We start from the raw sequence: 21,474 nt of genomic DNA on the forward strand, positions 1-21,474 counted from the left end.
TGGTGCATAAATACATTCACTAACATGTTCCTCCCTGACCCGAAACAGGAATTCATGCAACGAATACTAAAGGAGCGCGACCGCCTTCTCCGAAAATCCGCTCAGGCCTATGGTCTGGCCGGATCGGTCGCCGTACTGGTCTGCCTGCTCATTCCCGGCGGGATCGCATCCGGTGCCCGTCAGGGTTCCATCGTGCTCGTGCTCCTCATGGCCGGTGGCCAGTACATTCTCGGCCGCACCGGTGCTATCCGCTGGGCGCTCCTGACGGTCGCCTGCGGAATCGGCATCATTCTCCTGGTCGGACTGGACAGCCCTCCGAGCGTGCCTCTCAACCTGGTCGAGGAAGCCACCCTCGGCATTGTCGCAGCGGTTCCCATGAGCTGCGTAGCCATGGTGCTCGTGGTCAGTCGCACGCGTATCTTCGTTCTGCTGGGCTCCTTCTCCGCAACGATGGCTGCCATTATCGTCGTCGTCTCGATTCACTCGGCCACGCCGTTGCCGCTCGCGCTCGGCATCACGGGGTGGCTCTCGTGCACCATGGCCGGATGGTGGATCGCGCAGAGCGTTCCCCGCGTCATGCACCGCATCGCCGCCATTGGTCGCGCACACCGCGCCGAACGCCACGCTAGCGAGGTGGAGGCCCAGCGGCGCACCGACGCTCGCCTACTGCACGACACGGTGCTGGCCACCCTGACCCTGCTCGCGCATTCCGGTGTCGGGGTGACTCCGCTCGCCCTGAGGCAGCAGTCGGGTGACGATGCCCGGCTTCTGCGCCAGCTGCGCCTCGGCGGGATGCCCAGTCCACGCCGCTCCGGGGTCTACACACTCGAGGCGACCAGCGAGTCCACCCTGGGAACAACGCTTGAATCGGTACGCCAACGCTTTGTCCGCATGGGGCTCGAGGTCGACTGGCACGGCAGCGGTGAGGTGCGCCTGCCCGCCGATGTTCTCGATTCCTTTCTGCTCGCGCTCGGCGAGTGTCTCGAAAACGTGCGGCGACACTCCGGTGTATTGCACGCCGACGTGACGATCACCGACGACGCCACAACCGTCCGAGCCATGGTGACGGATGCCGGGGTCGGCTTCGATCTGGCACGCGTCAGTACGGAACGGCTCGGGGTGGCCGAATCCGTCGTTGCGCGCCTCCGCGCCGTCGGCGGAAACGCCCGGTTGTTCTCCTCCCCGGGCTCCGGCACCACCGTCGTCCTTGAGGTACCCAAATGATCTTCTCCGGCCTTGTCGACGGCCGCGTGGTCGCGCCACGGTCGGTAGCCAATCGCGTTGACGCACGCCCGTCACACTGGAGCCGTCAACTCCTCTCCCTGGACGATGCGTCAAGCAGCACGGCGAACGGGCTCGGGGGCCAACACCTCGGCATCGGCATGACCCTCAGCGGCGCCTTCATCGCGACGTTTCTGCTCGCGCAATTCATCGTCGAATGGCAGGGACGCTCGTTTCCGACGCTCAGCCTGATCGCCTGGATCCTCCTGGTGTCCGCCGCTCTCGTCGTCAACCAGATCGTTCAGCGACTCGCCACCCGGATGCCGCTGTGGCTCTTCCTGGCCGCACTCTCCGTGGGCGCCGTGGTCGTCGTGCTCGATCTGGCCGGATGCTGGGGACTCACGGGAGACGGGGTTTACCCGACGGCCGCTGCAGCCGTCGGCGCCCTGCTCATGCCGATGATCACCCTGCGCGACACGAAAGACATCCTCCTGACCATCGCGGGTCTTGGTTCCCTGTTGCTGCTCGGTGCTCTCGCCGAACCGCGCGATGATGTTCTCACCTTCGGCCCGGAGGTGCTCACCATCGCAATCGCCATCATTCCCCCGCTCGCGGGCGCGGGAATCGCCCGCGGGTTTCGGCGCATGGTGCAGCGCGAACTCGACCTCGTGCTCGTACAGAGCACCGTCTCACAACCCCGATTCGCGGTGGGCATGCTCGCCTCGGAGCAGCTCGCTCGCCTCGACCTCGATGCGGAGACCCTGCTGAACGATGTGGCCCAAGGCCGCACAGCGTTACCCCTCGGCCCGACGACGGCGATGACCGCCGGCGCACTCGCCACTGCCCTCCGACTGCACCTCATCGAGGGCCGCACCGAGACATGGCTGCACCATGCCGTCACCGAGTCGGAGTATCTCAATCCTGCCGTGACGCTCCTCGACCCAAACGGCCTGGCCGGCCTGCTGTCCCCGGTTCAACGCGAGGGCCTCCTGTTGACGATCTGGCTGCTGGTGGGCGATACGAGCGGCCCGGACGCATCCGTTTCACTCCACTTTGGAACGATGGCGCCCACCCGCCCCGGCTCCTCAGCGCATGTCCTGCACTACGATCTTCAACTGCAAACGAAGGGCGTTCCGCGCCGCCGCGTTGACCCAGAAACCTGGCACGCAATTCGTGCCGTTGGACCCTACATCGACTCCAATAGAAACGGTACTCTGCAGGTAGACATTGAGTGCAGTGTGGATAACCCCGCCGATGCCTAGAATTCTGGATTTTCTTCACACCACGCAAGCCAGTAGGAGGCATCATCGTGACGACAACAGGTAATCCCATTCGTTTGGCTCTCGTCGATGACCATCGGATGCTCTTGGGGGCGCTCACCGAGTGGATCAGAAGTGCGGCAGACGACATCGACATGGTAGCGGCGGTGACCACCTGGCCAGAGCTGCTCACGCATCCCGAGTTCCCTGTGGATGTCGTACTGCTCGATCTCGACCTCAAAGACAACATCCCGGTCTCGCTGAAGATCGCCACCCTCAAGACGACGGGCGTGAAAACGGTGCTCATGAGCACCTACTCCGAACCGGCTCTCGTACGCGAGGCGCTTGCGGCGGGTGCGCTCGGCTATCTCGTCAAGAGCGAAGAAGCCCACATGATCGTGGAGGCAATCCGCGCCGCGGCGGTAGGCAAATCGTACATTTCGGCGGAGCTTGACTACGCACTCAATTCCGACCAGACCGCCGACGGTCCGCGTCTGAGCGCTCAAGAGCGTCGAGTCATGGCCCTCTACGGGGCAGGTGAGCCGGTGAAGGCCGTTGCGTACCAGCTTGGCATCTCCGAGGAGACGGCCAAGTCGTACCTCAAGCGCATCCGCGAGAAGTACCGTCTTGCCGGGTACGACGTGGGAACCAAGGTCGCCCTGCGCAAGCGCGCGATCCACGACGGAATCCTGCTCCAGACCGACTGATTACAATGACAGAGATGACCGGCCGTTTGCTTCGCGGTCCGGTCCTTTTTGTGCCAGCTCGGCCTACTTGACGGTGCGGATCAGCTGGGTGCCGTACGGTACGACAACCCCGCGCAGGCGCCATCGACGGTCTATGCCGAAGGTGACAAGCGTCAGTGCGACACCGATGAGGCTCAGGGCCACACCGATCCACACGGGTGCGAGGTAACCGAAGCCGCCGGCAATGGCGACGCCGCCCAGGGCTGCGCCGAGTGCGTTGCCGACGTTGAGGGAGGAATGGTTGAGGGCGGCCGCGAGCGACTGGCTCTCATGCGCCACATCCATGAGACGCGCCTGGAGAGTGGGCGAAAGAGCGGATGCCGCAGCGCCGATGAAGAACATGCCCACGAGCAAACCGACGAGGGAGTGTGCGGACAGCGCGAGGACGAGAAGCGCGCCGATGAGCACCGCGAAGGCGATATACATGGTGCGCCGCACGCTCCAGTCGGCGAGTGCGCCGCCGCCGAAGTTTCCGGCGGTCATTCCCAGGCCCACCACGACGAGAACGAGCGGAACGGCTCCGGCGGTGAGCCCGGTGATCTCGATCACGAGCGGCGCAACGTAGGTGTAGACAGCGAAGAGTCCACCGAAGCCGATCGCGCCGATGCCGAGGGTGATCCACACCTGCAGTTGACGGAAGGCCTGCAGCTCCGCCCGCATCGTGGCGTGCGGGTTGCCCGATTGGAACGGGACGAAGATGGCCACTGCTGCGAAGGTGAGTGCGAAGATGCCGGCGACGACCAGGTACGCCACCCGCCATCCGCTCGTCTGCCCGATGAAGGTGATGGTGGGGACGCCGATCACGTTGGCGATCGTGAGTCCGGAGAGCACGAGGGCGATGCCTCGCGCCCGCTTGCCCGGTCCCATAAGGTCGGCCGCGACGAGTGAGGCGATCCCGAAGTAGGCGCCGTGCGGCAGAGCCGCGATGAAACGGGCGATCAGTACCGTTTCAAAGCTCGGCAGGAGTGCCGAGGCAATCGTTCCCAGCGTGAAGGCGGTCAGGAGCGCCAGCAGCAGCTTTTTACGCGGCCAGCGGGCTGCACCGGCCGCGATGGTGGGGGCGCCGACGACAACGCCGAGCGCATACGCGGAGATGAGCCAGCCAGCCTGGGCGTTGGCGGCATCGGGCGAGGTGGCGTAAAGCGCCGGCAGCAGGTCGTTGGCCAGATTAGGCAGGAGCCCCATGGCGACAAATTCGGTCGAGCCGATGCCGAATCCGCCCAGGGCGAGTGCGAGCAGGGCAAGACGAATCCGGGTCGACGACAGCGGCGTCGACCCGTCAGTGGAGAGGGGCATGTGCCCATGCTAATCGCCGACCTCCGATCCCGGCTGCTGCCGCCGCACCTCCCTAAGCCTCAGGCGCGACCTCGCCACGCCCCCACACTCGTGGAATCACAACATGAGGGAGAATCAGGAATGTCGGTGGTGTCTGCTTGAATTGGGTTATGGAGAACAACGAAGAAGTGCCTCCAGAAGAGGATGCCGCGGGCCCCGTCCCGCCCGACACACCCGCAACTGCACCCGACCCGACACCCCTGACGACCCCGGTGAAGCCAATGCTGGCCATTACGAACGGTGACGTTCGTCCGTCTGACGTTGCGCGCATTCGCCGGGTGATCGACAACGCCCAGGCCGTACTACTCGACAGTATTACCGCGTTCGACCGGCTGATCAACATGGCTCACGCCGCCCGCGCGGTCGTCATCGCGGACGCGCACCGGTGGACAACGAGCACCGCGCAGTCCGGGCGGCCCAACGGGTCGCACGACCTCACCGAGTTTCAGTGGTCCGATGCGACGGCCGCACACGAAGGATTCATCGCCGAGCTCGCCGCCCTGCTGAAGCTTCCCGAGGGATCCGCGCGGAACCTGCTCACCGAGAGTGAGCTGCTCCAGTACAACCTGCCGCGCACACACCGGGCGCTGCTGGACGGGGACATCAGTTACCGGCACGCGCAGGTCATCATCGACAACGCCCTAGCGTTGCCCGACTCAGCGATGGACACTTACGAGACGGAGGTGCTCACCGACGCCGAGACCCTCACGGTGCCGCAACTGAAGAAGAAGGCCATCACCCTGCGGGAACTCTCCCACCCGGAGACAAGCCGGGCCCGGCACACCACCGCCGTCAAAGACCGCTGTTTCGGGGTGCATCCGGCCCGTGACGGCATGGCGTACCTCGAAATGACCCTGACCAACGATGATGCCAGCGCCATCAACGACCGGGTCGAAGCGATGGCGCGCAGCCTCCGCGTCACCGGTGAGGAGCGCACCCTGCCGCAGCTGCGCTGCGACGTGGCCGTCGACCTGCTGCTGAAGGGCGTCACCGAAACCGGGCTTGGCGCCGGCGTCGTCGGCAACGTGTACGTCACCATCCCCATCCTCACCCTGATGGGCAAAGGCGACGAACCCGCCATGCTCGAAGGATTCGGGCCGATCGACCCCGAGACCGCACGCCGACTCGCCGGCACTGCCACCGGGTTTCACCGCATCCTCATCCACCCCGAGACCGGCGCGATGCTCTCCTTCGGCCGCGACACCTACCGGGTGCCCAAAGCCCTCCGTCGCTACCTGGAGGTGCGCGACGAGACCTGCCGTTTCGTCGGCTGCAACAGAAGCGCCCGGCACTGCGACATGGACCACACCACGGCATGGCAATACGGCGGTGAAACCACCTTCAGCAACCTCGCCACGCTCTGCGGCCGATCGCACAAACTCAAGCACGAAACCGGCTGGGACGTGAGCCAAAACGACCAGGGAACCCTCACCTGGACCAGCCCCGCCGGCAAACACTACGCCACCCACCCCGCCAGCAGAATCCGGCCACCACTCCTACCCCCAGACCTCACCCCACCCCCGGTCAAAAAACCCCGAATCGACCACTGGGCCCAACCCCTCACCTACGCCACCGACACCCCCTTCTAAGAAAGACCGGTCGATTGGACACAGGACCGAACACAGGGTCGAACACAGGGTCGAACACAGGGCGCCGGACTCTCAACGCCTGAACACCCTCATATTCTCTAGCGGCGCAGTGCCTTGCGGGCGAGCCAGTTGCCGAAGAACTGCACGAACTGCACCAGAACGATGATCAGCAGCACCGCCGCCCAGGTCACGATCGGGTTGAACTGGCGGTAGCCGTATTGCAGGGCGAAGTTACCCAGGCCGCCGCCGCCGACATAGCCGGCGACCGCCGACATGTCCACGAGCGCGACAAAGATGAAGGTGTAGCCGAGAATCAGCGGTCCGAGCGCTTCGGGCAGCAACACCGTGAAGATGATGCGGATCGGCCCGGCGCCAACACTGCGTGCCGCGTCGATCACGCCGGGCGTCACCGTGAGCAGGTTCTGCTCCACGATGCGGGCCATGGCGAAGGAGGCCGCGAGGGCGATCGTGAAGATGATCGCGTTGTTGCCGATGCCGCTGCCGGTGACGGCCCGAGCGAGCGGTTGGGCGGCCGCAAGAAAAATGATGAACGGAATCGGGCGAATGAAGTTGACCAGCAGGTTGAGAACAAAAAACAATGACTTGTTTTCGAGAATGCTGCCGGCGCGGGTGAGGTAGAGCCCGAGGCCCACCAGCAACCCGCCGAGGCCGCCGAAGAACAGCGTGAGCGCGACGATATAGAGGGTCTCGTAGGCGGCCGTCCAGAGTTCGGGCAGCAGATCAGTGAGTGCATCCATGTCAGCGCACCTCCGTGACGGTCGTGAGCGTTCGAATGTGGGCGAGCACCTGGTCGATGACCGGGTCAGCGCCGGTGAGGGCGAGGGTGAGATGCCCGAACGGGCGCCCCTGGATCTCGTTGATGCCGCCGTAGACGACCTCGAACGCCACTCCGGCCGCCCCGAGCTCGCCGAAGACGGCCTTCTGATCGACGGCACTGTCGCGGAAGGCCAGCGTCACGATGCGTCCTGCGTGCCGCTCACGCAGTACGGCGAGTTCGCCGGGCGATGGAACCCCTTTGACCACAGTTGAAACGAAACGAGCGGATGCCGCGGCTTGCGGGTTCGAGAAAACGTCAAAGACGGGTCCGCGCTCGATGACCTGGCCCTGGTCCATTACGGCGACCTTGGTCGCGATGGTCTGAATGACATCCATTTCGTGGGTGATCACGATGATGGTGACCCCGAATTCCGCGTTCACGCGCTTGAGCAGCGCGAGCACCTCGTGGGTGGTTTCCGGGTCGAGCGCGCTCGTGGCCTCGTCGGCCAGCAGGATGCTCGGCTGGGTGGCGAGGGCACGAGCGATCCCCACCCGCTGCTTCTGACCGCCAGAGAGCTGGTCGGGAAAAGAACCGGCCTTGTCAGCGAGGCCGACGAAGTCGAGCAGTTCGGCCACGCGCGCAGCACGCGCTTCTTTCGGATGGCCGGCCACTTCGAGCGGGTAGGCCACGTTGCGGGCCACGGTGCGGGAGCCGAGCAGGTTGAACTGTTGAAAGATCATGCCAATGCCCAGGCGCACCGTGCGCAGGTCACGCTCGCGCATCAGCGCAATGTCCTGGCCGTTGACCCATATCTCACCGGAGGTCGAGCGTTCGAGCGCGTTGACGAGCCGCACGAGGGTGCTCTTGCCGGCACCGGAATACCCGATGATGCCGTAAATATCGCCGGCCTCGACGTCGAGGCTCACCCCGTCGATCGCCGTGACGCTCGGGCCGTCTTTGGTCGTGGGCGGGTACACCTTGCCCACATTGCGCAGACTGACTACAGCCATCCGTTTGCCCCGCTCATTTCAGTTCTCAGTGATGCGTGCCGTGATAACCGCCCGGCACAACGGCGCAGCCCGGGGCTTGTGCTCCCCCGGACTGCGCCGTTATGAAGCGGATGTTTACTTGGCGGCCGTGATATCGGACTGAACCGTGGCGAGCGACTCGACAAGATCGGACACCGGGGTGGTCACCATTTCGGCGGTCTCGCCGGAAACAGCGAAGACACCGTCCTGCACGGCCTCAGTGGTCTGGTATATCTCGACGAGCTTCTGGAAGGTCTTGTTGTTCTTGTCTTCGGCCCGCGAGGCGAACACGTTCACGTAGGGCAGCGCCTGCGGGTCTGTCGCGTCGTCCGTGGCGATGGCCTCCGAAAACTTCAATCCGGCCTTCTCGGCGAAGTCGTTATTGATGATGGCAGCCGCGACGTCGGGCAGCGAGCTCGCGGTGAGCGAGGCATCGAGGGCCGTGACCTTGACCTTCGAGGCCTGCTCGTCGACGTCGTCGAGGCTGGAGAAGATCGAGCCGCCGTCTGTCAACTCAATGAGGCCGTTGGACTGCAAAATGACAAGCGCACGCGCCTGGTTGCTGTCATCATCGGGCACGGCGACGGTGTCACCCTTCACGATGTCGTCAACGTTGCTGTACTGCGTGGAGTAGAGACCGAGGGGGTAGATCGCCGTGGCGCCGATCGGGGCCAGGTCTTCGCCGCTCGCCTCGTTGTACTCGGCGAGGTAGACGATGTGCTGGAACTGGTTGAGGTCCACCTCACCGGCGGCGAGGGCCGGGTTAACCTGCGGGTACTGCGCGAAATCGACGATTTCAATTTCGATGCCCTCGGCAGCTGCCGCCTCGGTGTAGACATCCCAGTACGCGTCGCTCGCCCCGACAACGCCGATCTTGATGACGTCGCCGTCGGTGCCGGTGGCGGGACCGTCGGAGGCTCCGGCGCAGCTGGCCAGCAGAGCGGTGAGCGGTATCACCGTGAGCGCGGCGAGCAGGGACTTCTTGATACGGGCGGTTCTCTTCACGGTGCAGATCCTTTTCGCTGTGGGTGTGTGCGCGCACGCCGCAGAGAGCGGTCCGGCCGTCGTGGGCCGATTCGGCAGGGACGGAGAAACCGTCCAATTTCGGGCACAGGCCAACCCCAACAAAGCGGGGGTGGGGGTCTGTGCCGCAGCTCTGCGAGGCACACTTCAACGATATCCGCCGAAGCTGCGTTTCGCAGGTCGCTGCGACACACTCCGTCACAGAACCTGCGACCTAGCCCTCGATTAGCTCAGTAAGTTCGACCCAGCGGGTTTCGAGGGTGACGATCGTGGCTTCGAGTTCGCTGAGCTTCACTCCGAGTTCGCTCAGGCCGGCAAAGTCGGACTGATCGTGGGAGGCGAGCTTCTCGTGTTTGACGGCGATGCGTTCCTGTAGCTTGACCACCTTGCGGTCGATCGAGCCGATTTCCTTCTGCGCGTTGCGCAGTTCGGCGCCGCCGATGTTGGGCTTGCGCTTTACCGGACCCGAGGCATCCGTCGGGGCACCCGAGGCCGGACCGGCGACGGCCTTGCGGCGCACCTCGAGGTACTGGTCCACTCCGCCCGGCAGGTGCCGGAAGCCACCGTCCATGACCGCGTACTGGTTGTCGGTGACGCGCTCGATCAGGTAGCGGTCGTGCGAGACGACGAGGAGGGTGCCGGGGAAAGAATCCAGCAGGTCTTCCATAGCCGCGAGCATGTCGGTGTCGAGGTCGTTAGTGGGCTCGTCAAGGATGAGCACGTTCGGCTCGTCGAGCACGATCAGCAGCAGCTGAAGGCGGCGCTTCTGCCCACCGGAGAGCTCCTTGACCCTGGTCGAGAGCTGGGCGCTCATGAAGCCCATACGCTCGAGCATCTGGCCGGGGGTGATTTCCTTGCCGGCGGCCATGTAGCTCGTCTTCTGGCGCCCGATGACCTCGCTGACCTTGTCGTTCTGGATGTCGTCGAGTTCGAACAGCTGCTGGGTGAGCACGGCGACCTTGATGGTCTTGCCTCGCTTGACCGTGCCGCCGGTCGGCTGGAGGGAACCGGCAACGAGGTGCAGCAGCGTGGACTTGCCGGCTCCGTTGACGCCCATGATGCCGGTTCGCTCCCCCGGTGCAATGCGCCAGGTGATGTCGTTCAGCACAGTCTTGTCGCCGAATTTCACGGTGATGTCGATGAGGTCGACGACGTCCTTGCCGAGGCGCTGCATGGCCATCGACTGCATCGAGACCGTGTCACGGGGCGGCGGCTCGTTCTCGATGAGCACGTTGGCGGCGTCAATGCGGAATTTGGGCTTCGCGGTGCGGGCGGGGGCGCCGCGGCGCAGCCAGGCCAGTTCCTTCTTCATGAGGTTCTGGCGCTTCGCCTCGACCACGGAGCTCATCCGGTCGCGTTCGACGCGCTGCAGGATGTAGGCGGCGTAACCACCCTCGAAGGGCTCAATCAGACGGTCGTGCACCTCCCAGGTCATGTTGCAGACCTCGTCGAGGAACCACCGGTCGTGTGTGACGACCACGAGTCCGCCGGACTGTGCGGCCCAGCGGGTCTTCAGGTGCCCGGCGAGCCAGGAGATGCCTTCCACGTCGAGGTGGTTAGTGGGCTCATCCAGGAAGATCACGTCGTGGTCGCCGATGAGGACCGCGGCCAAAGCCACCCGGCGTCGCTGGCCACCGGAGAGGTCGTCAACGAGGGCATCCCATGGGATGTCGCGTACGAGCCCGCCGATGACGTCCCGCGCCCTGGAGTCTCCCGCCCAGACGTGCTCTTCGATGCCGCCGACGATGGTGTGCCCTACGGTCATGCCGGAAGCGAGATCGTCGGATTGGTCGAGCATGCCGACGGTGACGCCGCGACGGCGCGTGACTCTACCCTCGTCGGGCTCGATGCGGCCGGCGAGGAGCCGCATGAGCGTGGACTTGCCGTCGCCGTTGCGCCCGACGACGCCGATGCGGTCGCCTTCATTGAGGCCGGCGGTCACGCTGTCAAAAATGACGCGGGTGGGATATTCAAGGTGCAGGGACTCAGCCCCGAGCAAATGTGCCATAGCCTCCGAGTTTACGTCACGTAGCGGCCGGGGAGATGTGACGGCGACGCAAGTTGTTTGGAGCGGTGGCTCAGCCGTTGATGAGGCGTGCCCCGTGCACCGGTCCCGTGGCCCGCACCACCCGGAGCCGGGACGCGGAGAGGGCGACCTGCAGCTCGAGCGCACTGTCGGCATCGGCGACCAGGAACGCGACCGTGGGGCCAGATCCGGAGATGATGCCCGCGAGGGCGCCATTCTCCTCGCCGAGCTGGATGACGCTGCCGAGCCCGGGGGCGAGGTGCAGCGCCGGCGCCTGCAGATCGTTGTGCAGCGCGTCGGCGAGCATGTGCGGATCGCCGGCCCGCAGGGCCAGGAGAACGTTCGCATCGACGGTCGGCTGCACCTCGGCCGGAAAGATGTCCTGGGCGTGACGGTCCCGGTGTCGGTCCAGTTCGCTGTAGACCGCCGGGGTTGAAATGCCGAATTCGGCCAGCGCGAGTACCCACTGGAATTTGCCCTTGGCCAGCGCCGGACTCAGCTGGTCGCCGCGGCCGGTGCCGATCGCGGTTCCGCCGGTGATGGCGAAGGGCACATCGGCGCCGAGTTTCGCGCCGATGGCGAGCAACTCGTCTTTGCTCGCGTTCGTGCCCCATAGCGCGTCACAGGCCAGGAGCGTGGCCGCGGCATCCGCTGATCCGCCGCCCATACCGCCCGCGATGGGGACGTTCTTCTCAATGTCGAGGTGCACTCCCCCGCGATACCCCGTCTTGCGGGCGAGGGCCCGGGCGGCCTTGATGGCGAGGTTGGTGCCCCCGGTCGCGAGGCCGGAGGTGTCAACGGAGCCGCTGAACGAGACCGAGAAGTCACTCGCGGCCTGGGCTCGCACCTCTTCGCTCAGCGACACGGCCTGGAACGCCGTCGCGAGCTCGTGGTAGCCGTCGTCCCGAACCGCGCCCACCTTGAGGAAGACGTTGATCTTGCCCGGCGCTCGTGCGTGCACAACCTGGGTGCCAGCCGCCGTCGTCGTCATGCTCTTAACCTAGCCCAGCGCGCGTGGTCCCCTCGACCCCGCTCCGGCGGTTCAGGCCGTTTGGGAGTCCATCCAGACCCGAGCAACCGCCAGGAAGTCGTGCACGGTGAGCTGCTCGCCACGGGTCGTCGGGTCGATCCCCGCGCTCTGCATGAGCGCGGATGCCGCGGCGGAATCACCCAGAACCGCGGAGAGAGACTGGCGCAGCATCTTCCGGCGCTGCTGGAACGCGGCGTCAACGAGGGCGAAAGTGGCCAGGCGCAGTTCTTCGCTCTCCAGCGGCGTGGCGCGGCGTTCGAACGCGATCAGAATGGAGTCAACGTTCGGCACCGGCCAGAACACCTGGCGACTGACCTTGCCCGCGGTACGGAAATCCCCGTACCAGGCGACTTTGACGCTCGGGCTGCCGTAGATCTTGCTGCCGGGTGCGGCGGCGAGTCGCTCGCCGACCTCGGCCTGGACCATGACCACACCGGCCCGGATGGACCCGAAGTTCTCCAGCAGGTACAGCAGCACCGGCACCGACACGTTGTAGGGCAGGTTGGCCACGAGCCGGGTGGGGTCGCCAGGAAGCGCGTCGATGCGCAGGGCGTCGCCGCGGATCACCGTGAGCGGGGCGCCCGGCTGCATGAGTTCCACGGTGAGGGGCAGCTGTTCGGCGAGACGGTCGTCGATCTCGACGGCGACGACGCTGGCGCCGGCCTCGAGAATGCCGAGCGTGAGCGAGCCGAGCCCCGGCCCCACCTCCACAACGGTGTCGCCTGCGGCGACGCTCGCCACGCGCACGATGCGGCGCACGGTGTTGCCGTCGATGACGAAGTTCTGGCCGAGTTTCTTCGTGGGGTTCACACCGAGCATCTCAGCGAGGTCGCGAATCTCGGCAGGCCCGAGCAGTTTGTGCGGAGCGCGTGCGGCGTCTCCCCCGGAGGGTTCCGCGGTCATGCGAGACCGCCGATGGGGTTGAGGTCGCGGTTCACGGCGTCGTGGGCGGCCGTGACCGGCTCAGCGTCCCACCGTCCATAGACGAGTTCGGTGTTTGAGGTGATCTGGGCAGACAGGAGCGAGACATCCGTTTCAAGGTGGCGGGCCATCATCCGCAGGGTGTTGGGCAGCAGGTAGGGGGCATTGGGCCGCCCGCGGTGAGGCATGGGGGTGAGGAAGGGGGCATCCGTCTCGACCAGGAGCAGGTGGCGTGGGGCGACAGAGAGCGCGGCGCGCAGGTCGTGGGCGTTACCGAAGGTGACGTTACCGGCGAAGGACATGTACCAGCCGTTTTCGGCGCAGACCCTGGCCATTTCGGCGTCTCCGGAGAAGCAGTGAAAGACCGTGCGCTCGGGGGCGCCGACTCGCAGGAGCGTGGCAATGACCTCGGCGTGGGCGTTGCGGTCGTGGATCTGCAGGGCGAGACCGTTCTGCTTCGCGATCTCAATGTGCGCCTCGAACGAACGAACCTGTGTCGAGTGACCGGGCTCGTCGGTGCGAAAGAAGTCGAGTCCCGTCTCGCCGACGGCCACGACGCGCGGCCAGGCCGCGAGGTCACTCATCTCTGCGATGGCATCGTCGAGCGTGCCGGTGCTCGCGTAGCGCGGGGCCTCATTCGGGTGAATGGCGACGGCGGCGAGCATTCTCGGTTCGATCTGTGCGCTCTCGGCAGACCAGCGCGAGGTCCGTCGGTCGCCGCCGACCTGGACGACGCCGCGCACCCCCACGCTCGACGCGCGATCGAGGTGCTCACTGTAGGTGAGGGGGATCTCACCGTCCTGGATGCGACCCCCTGAGCTCACGGCCGGGTCCAGGTGAGTGTGGTTGTCGTAAATGGGAACGGAGAGCGGTTCGGGTAGCGGCGGGTAGCTCAGGTCACGTTTCGTTTTGCCGGTGGCCCGAGGCGGCGCGGTGTCGCTAGCCAACCGTCGACTCGATTCGCGGGAACAGCGGTTCGAGTGCGGACACCTGCGCGCCGCCCGTCCACTCCCAGGCACGGTCGATGCGCTGGTCGGCGAGGGCACCCGTGCCGCCGAGGGCGCTCCAGAGCTTTCCCGTGGCAATGGGGATCACCGGGGAGAGCAGCACGGCGAGGGTGCCGAGGCCGCGCACGGCCGTGTGCAGTACCGTCTCGAGGCGTTCCCGGTTGGCGGGGTCCTTGGCGAGGGCCCACGGCTCCTGCAGGGTGATGTAGCCGTTGAGCTCGTCAACGAGCTCCCAGACGGAGGCGATGGCCTCGTGGATCGCGAGGCGATCGATGGCCGCTGCTGCGGCGTCCGTTGCCCGCTGTTCCGTGGCGTGGATGGCGGCGTCGGCCTCACTCGGAGTGCCGCCGACGGGAACAGAACCGTCGCAGTAGCGCAGCACCATCGCGATGACGCGGGAGGCGAGGTTGCCGAAACCGTTCGCGAGTTCGGACTGGTACCGGGCCGACAGGTCTTCCCAGGAGAAGGACCCGTCCTGGCCAAAGCTGATGGCGCGCATGAAGTAGTACCGGAACGCGTCGGAGCCGAACGTGTCGGTGATCTGGCTCGGGGCGATGCCGGTGAGCTTGGACTTGCTCATCTTTTCGCCGCCGACGAGCAGCCAGCCGTGCCCGAAGACCTGCTTGGGCACCTCGATGCCGGCGGCCATGAGCATCGCAGGCCAGATGACCGCGTGGAAACGCAGGATGTCCTTGCCCACGATGTGCGTGGCGGGCCAGCGACTCGCGAAGGCTTCGTCGTCCTGCCCGTAGCCTGCGGCGGTGATGTAGTTGAGCAGCGCGTCGAACCACACGTACACGACGTGGCTTTCGTCCCACGGAACCTTGATGCCCCAGTCGAAGCTGGAGCGGGAGATGGACAGGTCGCTCAGGCCGCGCTTGACGAAGGCGATGACCTCGTTGCGGGCTGATTCCGGCTGCACGAAGTTGGGGTTCTCCTCGTAGAGGGCGAGGAGCTGGTCGGCGAAGGCGCTCATCTTGAAGAAGTAGTTCTTCTCGTGCAGCAGTTCGACGGGCTTGGAGTGGATCGCACACACGAGAACGCCGACGTCTTCGCCGGTGCCGTCGACGAGGTCGGTGGTGGGCTTGTATTCCTCACAGCCCACGCAGTAATAGCCCTCGTACTCGCCCGTGTAGATGTGCCCCTGGGTCTGCAGGTGCTGCAGGAACTTCTGCGCATTCACCTCGTGGCGTTCGTCGGTGGTGCGGATGAAGTCGTCGTTGGCGATGTTCACCGTCTCGAGCAACGGCTTCCACGCGGTCTCGACCAGGCGGTCAGCCCACTCCTTCGGCGAGACGCCGTTGGCCGTGGCCGTGCGCAGGATCTTCTGCCCGTGCTCGTCCGTTCCAGTGAGCAGCCACGCATCGTCACCCGACTGGCGGTGCCAGCGGGCAAGCACGTCTGCCGCCACCTCGGTGTACGCGTGCCCGATGTGCGGGACATCATTCACATAGAAAATGGGCGTGGTGATGTAGAAAGAAGAGCCGTCGGACATTCTCACATCCTATGCGTGCGCGGCGACTTCCCTCGCCCCGTGACGAAAGAGTGGCGCCGCGAGAGCTAGCCGACGGTGATGAGAGGGGCCGGGTGGTGCCGGTGGCCGAAGACGGGCGGGAGCACCTCGCGGGTCGGGGGGCCCTGTTTGCGGTCAGGGGCGTCCCTTGTCGCCTCGCTATACCGTATGTCGATACCGTGCACCTTTTGGCGGGTATACGCAACGGGCACCATGCTCAGCACAATCTTGCCGTGGGCGTGGCCCGCTTCAAGCTCACGATAGGCCACAGCGACATCGTCGAGGGGATAGATGGCGGCCACGGGGACGGTTATCTGGCGATCCTCGATCAGCTGGGCGATGCGAGTGAGCGCCGCGTTGTTGGTCGAGTCCACGGTGGCGATGGTCGGATCACAGTCATGTTCAAGTTCCGCGTCCACCCCGCGAGGCGCCACCCGGCGCAGCTCGTCCTGCAGACCCGGGCCGTATTCCACCGGGACCACCCCGAGCTGGCGCAGGCGGTCAAAGCTTTCAGGGCTCGCCGTGCCAATCACGGTTGCGCCGCGGCGCTTGGCAAGTTGCGCAGCGATTATGCCCACGCCACCGGCCGCGGCGTGCACGAGCACGGTACGGCCCGGCCCCGGGTTCGCACCCTGCACGGCCGCCCAGGCGCTTGCGGCCGCCACGAACAAGCTGCCCGCGATCTCCCAGGACAGCCCTTCCGGCTTGCGAATCACGTTGCCGGCGGGCACGAGCACAAACTCCGCCTGCGCGCCGTGCACGGTGTGCCCGAGCACCGCATCCTTCACCTTCCAGCCGACGACGCCCTCACCAAGACGGTAGATGAAACCGGCGAAGTCGCCCCCGTGCCCTGCGGGAAGGCTCAGTGGCCATTGCTTCTGCAGGCGGCCCTCTCTGATACTGGTGTCGATGGGGTTCAGGCCCGCGGACATCACTGCGACGACCACTTCGCCTGGGCCGGGAACGGGAATCGGCACCTCGACGATCTCAAGAACCTCAGGTCCCCCGTAGCGGGAAAACGTGACAGCACGTGACATGGTGCACCTCCAGCAACTCTGAAAGACGTTGCCACTAGCATATCTCAGTCAGTCTTCGCTGGCATTTTTGTGCTCGAGGCGGTGAGTCAGCGCAGGGAACGCGGCGGCTTCGGCTCTTTCTGCTGCAGGGCCGCCTCGTACAGGTCACGCTTACTCAGCCCGCTCGCGGCCGAGACATCGGCGGTCGCGTCTTTCAACCGGATGCCGCTGGCCACGAGCGCGATCACCTCGGCCACGCCGTCGCTCAGGTCCAGCACGCGAACCTCGGCGCCCGCGACGACGACGCAGATCTCACCACGAACCCCGCCGGCGGCCCACTCGGCGAGTTCGGTCGCGGTGCCACGCTTGACCTCTTCATAGAATTTGGTGAGCTCGCGGCACACCACCACGCGGCGATCAGCCCCCAAGACCGCAGCAAGGTCGAGCAGGCTGGCCGCGAGACGATTGGGCGATTCGAAGAAGACCATGGTGCGCCGTTCGGCGGCAAGCTCGCGAAAGAGGGAGGTACGTTCACCGTGCTTGCGAGGAAGGAACCCCTCGAACGTGAAGCGGTCGGTGGGGAGTCCGGACACCGCGAGGGCGGTGAGCACGGCCGAGGGTCCAGGCAGCGCCGAGACGACGACTCCGGCCGCGACGGCGGCATCAACCAGGTGGAAGCCCGGATCGGAGACCGTGGGCATTCCGGCGTCGCTCAGCACGAGCAGGTCGGTGTCCCGAGCGAGTTCCACGAGCTCCGCTGCCTTGCCGCGTTCGTTGTGATCGTGCAGGCTGATGAGACGCGGGCGATTCTCGATACCGAGGGCCTTGAGCAGGTGGATGGTGACCCGCGTGTCTTCGGAGGCGACGACGGTCGCAGTGGTGAGCGCCTCAACCAGGCGCTTGGAGGCATCCCCGAGGTTTCCGATCGGTGTGGCAGCGAGGATGATCATGAACTCATTGTCTCAGCTTCAGCTTCGGGTCACGCGACGCTCACTACGATGGTCAGGTGCTCGCAACTTCTCGATGGGTCCGCTGGGCCGCTCCCGTCTGTGTCGTGGCGCTGGCGCTGGCGCTGCGGCTGTGGAACCTCGGCAACCCTCACTCGCTCGTCTTCGATGAGACGTTCTATGTGAAGGACGCCTGGTCGCTGTTCAACAACGGCTACGAATCCACCTGGCCCGCCGGCGCCGACGCGCTTTTCGCCGGGGGCAACACCGACATCTATTCGACCGACCCGTCGTTCGTCGTGCACCCCCCGCTCGGCAAGTGGCTCATCGCGCTCGGCATGGTCGCCGTCGGTCCCGGGAGCGACTGGGGCTGGCGCATCTCCACCGTGATCATCGGCGTGCTTGCCGTCGTGCTCCTCATGCTCATCGCCCGCAAGCTCTTCGGCTCGCTCACCCTTGCCGTGATCGCCGGCTTCCTGCTCGCTATCGACGGCCACGCCATTGTCATGTCCCGGGTGGCGCTGCTCGACAACTCGGTCATGTTCTTCGCCCTGCTCGGCTTCGGAGCAATACTGCTCGATCGCCCGTGGCACGCACGCCGACTCGGAGCCTGGCTCGACGGCAGGCGTGCGGCCGGGCTGGATCCGCACTGGGGACCGACGCTCTGGTGGCGACCGTGGCTGCTTGCCGCCGGGCTCACGTTCGGGTTGGCCTGTTCGGTCAAGTGGTCCGGCGTCTACTTTCTCGCCGCGTTCGGCGTCTATACGGTGGTTGTCGACGCCCTCGCGCGGCGCCGCGCCGGCGTGTCGTTCTGGGCGAGCGCCGCCGTACTCAAACAGGCACCGGCGAATTTTCTGCTCCTGGTGCCACTCGCGGTCATCACGTTCCTGGCGTCCTGGACAGGGTGGTTCGTCACCCGCGGCGGCTTCTACCGGAACTGGGCGGACTCACTCGGTGCGGCGTGGACAGGGCCGCTCGCCTGGGTGCCACACTCCATGCAGAGCTTCTGGCACTACCAGGCCTCCGCCTATACGTATCATGTGGGCCTCGCGACGCCGCATCCCTACCAGGCCAACCCTCTCACCTGGCTTTTCATGATCCGGCCGACGAGCATGTACTACGCGGGAACCAGTCGGGGCGAGAACGGCTGCGCAAGCGACAGCTGTTCCGCGGCCATCACCTCGGTGGGCAACCCGCTCATCTGGTGGGCCGCCACGGCCGCCCTGTTCTACCTCGTGTACCGGCTCGCGCGCTACCGCGAATGGCGAGTGGGTCTCATCATGATGGGCATGGTTGCCGGTTACCTGCCGTGGCTCATGTACCCCAACCGAACCGTATTCCAGTTTTACACGATCACCTTCGAGCCCTACCTCTTGCTGGGAATCACCTTCGTGATTGGGCTCAGTCTCGGGCTGTCCCCGGGCGTCAGGACGCGGAGACCCGATCCGATTCAGCAAACAAACGGCATCCGACTCGTCGTTGTCTTCTTGATTTTAGCGCTTCTGATCAGTGCTTTCTTCTATCCACTGTGGACGGGGATGCAGACGTCATTCACCTTCTGGCAGCTTCACACATGGATGCCGAGTTGGCGATAATGGGACTTGATATATTCTAATTTAGGCATATGATGGCTGGGAATCCTGTGTGAAAACTTGGTGTTCAGAGGGGTCCGGACTCTAGAGTGGAAGGTATCTGCAGAACGAGTAATTGCTCACATCCCGGCTGAGAAGTCCTACGTCCAACAAAGGCCTCATGACGGAAGCAACTGCCGCACCCGCGGTCCGCATCATTCGGACCCGTCCGGGTGGAGATAACAAGAACCCCACGAGTGACTACTCGTCGTTGCTGCACACGGTGCGCAACCTCGGCCTTCTGGGACGCCGCACAGGTTTCTACTGGATGATCTTCGCGATCCTCATCGTGGCAACCGGTGGCGCCGTTGCTGGCTTCGTACTTCTCGGCGACTCCTGGTACCAGCTCCTGATCGCGGCCGCCCTCGGCATCATCTTCACGCAGTTCGCCTTTCTGGCGCACGAGGCATCTCACCGAGCGGTCTTCCAGTCGGGCAGGGCCAACGACCGCGCCGGGCGCATTCTCGCCAATCTGTTCGTCGGCATCAGCTACGCCTGGTGGATGACGAAGCACAGCCGCCACCACGCCAACCCCAATGTGGTCGGCAAGGACCCCGACATCGAGCCTGACTTCATTGTCTTTCGCGAGGAGGACGCCGCCAAGGCCACCTGGCTGGGCTCCTTCATCACGCGCAAGCAGGGTTACCTCTTCTTCCCCCTGTTGATGCTCGAAGGCTTCAACCTTCACGTGCAGGGCTTCAAGACGGTCTTCGGCCGCCGCAAGGTCGACAAGCGCTGGGTCGAGATCTCCATGCTCGTCACCCGCATCACCCTGTATGTCGCTGTGATCTTCTTCTTCCTGCCCGTCGGCATCGCATTCGCCTTCATTGGCGTTCAGCTCGCCGTTTTCGGCGTGTACATGGGAGCATCCTTCGCACCCAACCACAAGGGCATGCCTCAGCTGCCCGCCGAGAGCCGTGTGGACTTCCTTCGACGCCAGGTACTCACCTCACGCAACATTCGTGGTGGAACCTTCATCGACACCTACATGGGCGGCCTCAACTACCAGATTGAGCACCACCTCTTCCCGAACATGGCTCGCCCGCACCTGCGTAAGGCGCAGGAGATCACCAAGGAATACTGCGCATCCAACGACATCAAATACACCGAAACCGGCGTGTTCGAGTCGTACGGCATCGTCATTGAGTACCTGAACAAGGTCGGCCTGTCAGCCAGGGACCCGTTCGACTGCCCGATGGTTGCACGCTTCCGCTACCGCTAGCACCTCAAACGCCCACCGAGGGTCGCCTCTCGGCCAGCAAACGCCTCACCGCGTTCCTGGCCGAGGGGTATTTTTGTGCCCGCGCGGAGCGGGGCCGCGTCAGGCCCGTTTAGGCTGGACACCATGTGGCTGCCCGGCGTGCTCGTCGCAGGCGCCGCCGGTGTGCTCGCGTGGGGCCTGCACGCCCTCGTGCCCGCCCTGCCCCTGCTCACGGCGGCCGTGGTCCTCGGCATTCTCGTGGGCCAGGTCCCCGCGCTTCGCCCCACCCTCGCCGGCGTTCTCGCGCCCGGCCTGTCCATGGCGGGGACGCGCTTCATGCGCCTCGGCATCGTTGCGCTCGGACTCCGGCTCAGCCTCGGCGACATTGCCGGTCTCGGCTGGCTCACCATTGTCACGACAGTCGGGATCGTGCTCGTCACCTTTGCCGGCACCCTCGCCCTGGGCCGGTTGTTCCGGCTTCCCGGGGATCAGCCGCTGCTGATCGCAACCGGGTTCTCCATCTGCGGCGCCTCGGCGATCGGCGCCATGAGCGGCGTCGTGAAGGCGAAGGACGAAGACACCGCGACGTCGATCGCGCTCGTGACCCTGTGCGGAACGCTGGCTATTGCCGTGCTGCCGGCACTGTGGCATCCGCTGGGACTCACCGCCCCGCAGTTCGGTCACTGGGTGGGCGCCGGCGTGCACGACGTTGGTCAGGTCGTGGCGACCGCGCAAATAGCCGGCGCTGCCGCGCTCTCCCTCGCGGTTGTCGTCAAGCTCACCCGGGTGCTCCTGCTCGCGCCGATCGTGGCCGTCGCCTCGGTTGTGGAGCGACGGCGCCCCGTTCTGCACGGTCCAACAGCGACGACGACGGGCAATCGCACCCCGATCATGCCGCTTTTCGTCGTTGGTTTCCTCGGCGCGATGCTGCTGAACAGCGCCGTGCCCCTCCCGGACGCGCTGCGAGGCGGCGCCGACACGGCGCAGACGGCGCTTCTGGCGATGGCCCTGTTCGCGCTCGGCTCGGCGGTGCGGCTCGTGCCGCTGCTGCGCACCGGCTGGCGTGCACTGATCGTTGGCCTGCTGTCATGGGCACTCATCGCGGCCCTCGCGCTCTGGGCGGTGCAGCTGGCCTAGAACGGTCCCGCCAGGGTTGCGCGAGGTTACGTGCGCTGATGCAGCGGGCAGACGCGCCCGGTAGCG

18 protein-coding genes are annotated in these 21,474 nt (G+C 65.4%); 7 read left to right on the top strand and 11 right to left on the bottom strand.

Annotated features, from left to right (window positions below; all coding sequences use genetic code 11):
• The first annotated feature begins 54 nt into the window (after nt 1-54).
• Genes EDD25_RS04560 through EDD25_RS04570 form a run of 3 tightly spaced genes read left to right on the top strand, consistent with a single transcriptional unit; the run spans nt 55 to nt 3,187 of the window.
• Nucleotides 55-1,224, top strand: a complete 1,170-nt coding sequence (locus EDD25_RS04560; protein WP_134172228.1) for a sensor histidine kinase — start codon at nt 55-57, stop codon at nt 1,222-1,224.
• Entirely contained in the window at nt 1,221-2,483 is a 1,263-nt protein-coding gene (locus EDD25_RS04565; RefSeq protein WP_134172229.1) for a hypothetical protein, read from the top strand. The genes EDD25_RS04560 and EDD25_RS04565 overlap by 4 nt, the downstream gene beginning before the upstream one ends.
• Nucleotides 2,484-2,530: 47 nt before the next feature.
• Nucleotides 2,531-3,187, top strand: coding sequence for a response regulator (locus EDD25_RS04570; protein ID WP_277871711.1), 657 nt, complete (start codon nt 2,531-2,533; stop codon nt 3,185-3,187).
• A gap of 63 nt (nt 3,188-3,250) precedes the next feature.
• Here the strand turns inward: EDD25_RS04570 and EDD25_RS04575 are convergent, their stop codons facing one another.
• Complete coding sequence (locus EDD25_RS04575) at nt 3,251-4,522, bottom strand: MFS transporter (RefSeq protein WP_134172230.1); 1,272 nt, start codon at nt 4,520-4,522, stop codon at nt 3,251-3,253.
• 149 nt (nt 4,523-4,671) lie between these two features.
• On the opposite strand from EDD25_RS04575, the gene EDD25_RS04580 reads away from it, so the two are divergent.
• Complete coding sequence (locus EDD25_RS04580) at nt 4,672-6,150, top strand: HNH endonuclease signature motif containing protein (protein WP_134172231.1); 1,479 nt, start codon at nt 4,672-4,674, stop codon at nt 6,148-6,150.
• A 98-nt stretch (nt 6,151-6,248) separates the two neighbouring features.
• On the opposite strand, the gene EDD25_RS04585 is transcribed toward EDD25_RS04580, so the two are convergent.
• The 10 genes from EDD25_RS04585 to rsmI form a co-directional block, all read right to left on the bottom strand.
• Nucleotides 6,249-6,908, bottom strand: coding sequence for a methionine ABC transporter permease (locus EDD25_RS04585; protein ID WP_134172232.1), 660 nt, complete (start codon nt 6,906-6,908; stop codon nt 6,249-6,251).
• Between the two features lies 1 nt (nt 6,909).
• Nucleotides 6,910-7,938 carry a methionine ABC transporter ATP-binding protein gene (locus tag EDD25_RS04590; protein ID WP_134172233.1) on the bottom strand — a complete coding sequence of 343 codons (1,029 nt, stop codon included), beginning with the start codon at nt 7,936-7,938 and terminating at the stop codon, nt 6,910-6,912.
• 114 nt (nt 7,939-8,052) lie between these two features.
• The gene (locus EDD25_RS04595; RefSeq protein WP_241986343.1) at nt 8,053-8,961 is read right to left on the bottom strand and encodes a MetQ/NlpA family ABC transporter substrate-binding protein; all 909 of its coding nucleotides are present in this window, start codon (nt 8,959-8,961) and stop codon (nt 8,053-8,055) included.
• Nucleotides 8,962-9,193: 232 nt separating this feature from the next.
• On the bottom strand, nt 9,194-10,987 hold the full coding sequence (locus EDD25_RS04600; protein ID WP_134172234.1) for an ABC-F family ATP-binding cassette domain-containing protein: 1,794 nt from the start codon (nt 10,985-10,987) through the stop codon (nt 9,194-9,196).
• Between the two features lie 70 nt (nt 10,988-11,057).
• The gene (locus EDD25_RS04605; protein WP_134172235.1) at nt 11,058-11,996 is read right to left on the bottom strand and encodes a 4-(cytidine 5'-diphospho)-2-C-methyl-D-erythritol kinase; all 939 of its coding nucleotides are present in this window, start codon (nt 11,994-11,996) and stop codon (nt 11,058-11,060) included.
• A gap of 51 nt (nt 11,997-12,047) precedes the next feature.
• Nucleotides 12,048-12,938 carry a 16S rRNA (adenine(1518)-N(6)/adenine(1519)-N(6))-dimethyltransferase RsmA gene (rsmA, locus tag EDD25_RS04610; RefSeq protein ID WP_134172236.1) on the bottom strand — a complete coding sequence of 297 codons (891 nt, stop codon included), beginning with the start codon at nt 12,936-12,938 and terminating at the stop codon, nt 12,048-12,050.
• The gene (locus EDD25_RS04615; protein WP_134172237.1) at nt 12,935-13,903 is read right to left on the bottom strand and encodes a TatD family hydrolase; all 969 of its coding nucleotides are present in this window, start codon (nt 13,901-13,903) and stop codon (nt 12,935-12,937) included. Before EDD25_RS04615 ends, rsmA begins: the two co-directional genes overlap by 4 nt.
• Nucleotides 13,896-15,458, bottom strand: a complete 1,563-nt coding sequence (gene metG / locus EDD25_RS04620) for a methionine--tRNA ligase (RefSeq protein WP_134172238.1) — start codon at nt 15,456-15,458, stop codon at nt 13,896-13,898. The genes EDD25_RS04615 and metG overlap by 8 nt, the downstream gene beginning before the upstream one ends.
• Before the next feature lie 65 nt (nt 15,459-15,523).
• Nucleotides 15,524-16,513 carry an NADP-dependent oxidoreductase gene (locus EDD25_RS04625; protein WP_134172239.1) on the bottom strand — a complete coding sequence of 330 codons (990 nt, stop codon included), beginning with the start codon at nt 16,511-16,513 and terminating at the stop codon, nt 15,524-15,526.
• An 86-nt stretch (nt 16,514-16,599) separates the two neighbouring features.
• Nucleotides 16,600-17,442, bottom strand: a complete 843-nt coding sequence (gene rsmI, locus EDD25_RS04630; RefSeq protein WP_134172240.1) for a 16S rRNA (cytidine(1402)-2'-O)-methyltransferase — start codon at nt 17,440-17,442, stop codon at nt 16,600-16,602.
• A 56-nt stretch (nt 17,443-17,498) separates the two neighbouring features.
• Here rsmI and EDD25_RS04635 point away from each other — a divergent pair, with 56 nt between their 5' ends.
• The 3 genes from EDD25_RS04635 (at nt 17,499) to EDD25_RS04645 (ending at nt 21,408) form a co-directional block, all read left to right on the top strand.
• Nucleotides 17,499-19,034, top strand: coding sequence for a dolichyl-phosphate-mannose--protein mannosyltransferase (locus EDD25_RS04635; RefSeq protein WP_134172241.1), 1,536 nt, complete (start codon nt 17,499-17,501; stop codon nt 19,032-19,034).
• A gap of 157 nt (nt 19,035-19,191) precedes the next feature.
• Complete coding sequence (locus EDD25_RS04640; protein ID WP_134172242.1) at nt 19,192-20,292, top strand: fatty acid desaturase family protein; 1,101 nt, start codon at nt 19,192-19,194, stop codon at nt 20,290-20,292.
• Between the two features lie 123 nt (nt 20,293-20,415).
• Nucleotides 20,416-21,408 carry a YeiH family protein gene (locus tag EDD25_RS04645; RefSeq protein WP_134172243.1) on the top strand — a complete coding sequence of 331 codons (993 nt, stop codon included), beginning with the start codon at nt 20,416-20,418 and terminating at the stop codon, nt 21,406-21,408.
• Nucleotides 21,409-21,474 lie beyond the last annotated feature (66 nt).

Origin of the sequence: Cryobacterium psychrophilum, from assembly GCF_004365915.1 — a bacterium.
Lineage (GTDB): Bacteria > Actinomycetota > Actinomycetes > Actinomycetales > Microbacteriaceae > Cryobacterium > Cryobacterium psychrophilum.